Below are 3,056 nucleotides of genomic sequence, written 5' to 3' on the forward strand. Positions count from 1 at the left end.
GCAGCGGTTTTTGGTACCGTGTACCGTAGGTTCGAATCCTACCACCCCAGCCATGCTTTTACAGCCCTGAGGCTCTTGTCCTTCGGCGCATGAGCCGCCGAGCCAAGGGCTGTTGGCATTTGCCCCGGAGGATGCAGCCGCACCCCTTGCTCCCGCCGGGAAAGCGACACGGGGGAGGTGCCGGCACGATCCCGCCGGCCTGCTACAGAAAGATTTCGCCTGGCACCGTCTTGGCAGCCGCGAGGCTGCGTTCGTGTCCGTCCCGGCGCATTCGCGCCCTGACCCGTTCCAGCGGGCGTAGGGCCCCGATCGAGCGTGTCGGCGGGACTTCGGTGCAGCAGACGATCCCCGCGTCGATCGCGACGGCGACCGGGATCGCCGCGGCCTACATCAGTTCGCCGACATGGCCGGACGCAGCCGCGGCCAGCGGCAGGCTTCGATGACGCGCTTCGCTCGGGGTCGGGGCGCGGCGCGCCCGGTCAAGGCGGTTCGGACCGACCTGGCGCAGGCGCCGGGCCGCGGTATCCCTCGGACAGGCCATGCGCAGGGTCGACCTCCTGCGCACCGCAGACCTTGTCGCGGGATTGCGCCTGGGTCCCTGTCATCGGCCCGGTCGAGGCTTTCGTCAGGCTCCGCCTGCCTTGCCCGATCCGGAGCCCGATCCGCACGCCCGGCGCCCTGCGCGCGGAGGCCGCCGGCCTCGCATCCCGTCTGGCTTAACCTTGGTTAAAGCATGACCGTCCCGGATGCGGTTGCCTTTGGCCGACAGCTGAGACTGAAGAGAGGAGAGTCGAGATGCAACGCCTCACCGACAAGGTCTGCGCCGTGACGGGCGGCGCGCATGGCATCGGGCGCGCCACATGCAAGCGCCTCGCGCAGGAGGGTGCGCGCGTTGCCGTCCTCGACATCACCGACGAGGAGGGGCGCGCCGTGCGCGACGACCTGGCGTCCGACGGCACCGATGCCGACTACTGGCATCTCGACGTCACCGACGAGACCGCGGTTCAGGAAACCCTGCAGGCCGTCGCGGAACGGTTCGGCCGGCTCGACGTGCTGGTCAACAATGCCGGCATCTCGGGCGTCAACAAGGCCCCGCACGAAGTCACCTCCGAGGAATGGGACGAGGTCATGGCGGTCAACGTCAGGGGTGTGTTCTACTGCGTCAAGGCGGCCATCCCGCTGCTGCGCAAGGCCGGGGGCGGAAGCATCGTGAACCTGTCCTCGATCTACGGCATCGTGGGCGCGCCCGACATCCCGCCCTACCACGCCTCCAAGGGTGCGGTGCGCGAGATGAGCAAGACCGACGCGCTCTTCTACGCCCCCGAGGGCATCCGCGTGAATTCGGTCCATCCCGGATTCATCTGGACGCCGCTGGTCAAGGCGATGGCCGAGGCGTCTGAGGAGGGAAAGGACGCCTTCCGCCGGAACCTGGATGACTTGCACCCCATCGGCCATGTCGGCGCGCCAGAGGACATCGCGGCCGGGATCGCCTATCTTGCCTCGGACGACGCCAAGTTCGTCACGGGCAGCGAACTGGTGATCGACGGCGGTTATACCGCCCACTGAACGGCCCCCGGCACATGCAGGACACTTGCGCGCCGCGGCGTCCAGATCCCGCGGCGTCGTCAGACCAGGATGGCGCGTGCCAGCGCCTGCGGCGAGATGCGCGCAAGATCGGCCAGCGCGGCGGTGTCGCGCACGTCGATCCTGCCGCGTACCCCGCTCAGTACACCCCGCTCGCTCAGCCGGGTCATCACGCGGCAGACATGCACGTTAGACAGGCCGGTCAGTTCGCCGACGAGACGCTGCGACAGACGCAGGCTGAACGGATCGCCCGCCAGCACGGCCGCGCGGTTGATGCGCAGCGCCAGTTCGAGGATCAGGAAGGCGATTCTCTCCTCCGCGCACCCCTGCACGACGCGAAGCATCCGCTCCGACCGCCGGGCGCGCCCCGCCGCCTGCAAGAGGCCGACAATCCGGGCGAGGCCAAGGAAATCCGCCTGCAGGCGCCGCGCCTCCTCGTGCGTGAAGAGCGCGACGAGGCAGGTTTCCGCGGCCGTCATCTCGAAGCCGGAAGAGCACATGTCGGCTGTCGCGGGCTCGATCAAGTCGATCGGAAAGACCAGATCGAGCACGATGCCGCGCCCGTCGTCGAGCGTCTTGCGCAGGGCAACCCTCCCGCTCAGGACCCAGACGGCACCCGGGCCATCGTGCCCCTCTCCGACAAGATCGGTCCCCCGCTCCAGCACGCGGGCGCGCTGGCGGCAGTGTTGCATGAACGCCCTGCTCGTATGCTGCGCCTGTCCGGAAACTGCGGCGGCCGGACCCGTCGGATGCGCACGGAACGCTGTGTTCATCTGGAAAAACCCTGCTTGCGAGAAGACGTATTCCCACGGGACAATGCGTGAGCATCCCGAAAGGTTTCGGATTGACCGAGGTTAAGGCCCCACCGCGCGGCACGACCCACACTGCAGGCATCCGGCACGAGGAGACCCCCGATGTCCAAGGACAAGAAGCCACAGTTGCACGACCCCGAGCAGATGCTGCGGATGATGTCGCAGCTTCCGGCGCCGACCGCCTTCATGGCGCCCCAGGCGCAGATCGCCTGGAGCACGCAGAAAGCCCTGATGGACGAGTGGGAACGCTACGCGCATGCCTGGTTCGAGCGGCGACGCGAGGCCGCCGAGAGCGCGCAGCGCTGCATGGAGCGCGTGCAGAATACGGGGAGCCCTGACAGCGCGCAGGCCAACGAGGCGATGCGCGAGATGAACGCCTGGCTGACGGACGAGATGCAGCGGCTCACCGCCGACGCCATGGAGAACACGGAGTTCTGCCTGCGGTGCTTCGGGATCCTGACGCAGGGCGCGACTTCGGCCGGCACCGAACTCGCCAAGGAAACGGAACAGACGGCAGGCGAGGCCACGAAAGCTGCGGCAGCGCGCGCCAAGACCACCCCGGTCTGAATACAGCCGGTGCGGGCGCGCGCGGGTCCTCCGCACCTGCACGCGCCCGCGCCGCGAGACTGGCCCGTTAGCTGCGTTGCGCCGCGCAGCAGG

The 3,056-nt window shown here is 68.5% G+C and carries 3 protein-coding genes; 2 read left to right on the forward strand and 1 reads right to left on the reverse strand.

The window, feature by feature from the left end:
- Positions 1–795: 795 nt before the first annotated feature.
- Positions 796–1,566 carry an SDR family NAD(P)-dependent oxidoreductase gene (locus ACLFOB_RS14730; protein WP_410926576.1) on the forward strand — a complete coding sequence of 257 codons (771 nt, stop codon included), beginning with the start codon at positions 796–798 and terminating at the stop codon, positions 1,564–1,566.
- A gap of 59 nt (positions 1,567–1,625) precedes the next feature.
- On the opposite strand, the gene ACLFOB_RS14735 is transcribed toward ACLFOB_RS14730, so the two are convergent.
- On the reverse strand, positions 1,626–2,276 hold the full coding sequence (locus ACLFOB_RS14735; RefSeq protein ID WP_410926577.1) for a Crp/Fnr family transcriptional regulator: 651 nt from the start codon (positions 2,274–2,276) through the stop codon (positions 1,626–1,628).
- 222 nt (positions 2,277–2,498) lie between these two features.
- Here ACLFOB_RS14735 and ACLFOB_RS14740 point away from each other — a divergent pair, with 222 nt between their 5' ends.
- Complete coding sequence (locus ACLFOB_RS14740; protein WP_410926578.1) at positions 2,499–2,963, forward strand: hypothetical protein; 465 nt, start codon at positions 2,499–2,501, stop codon at positions 2,961–2,963.
- Positions 2,964–3,056: the final 93 nt, after the last annotated feature.

It is taken from the genome of Rhodosalinus sp. (genome assembly GCF_046542825.1).
Lineage (GTDB): Bacteria > Pseudomonadota > Alphaproteobacteria > Rhodobacterales > Rhodobacteraceae > Rhodosalinus.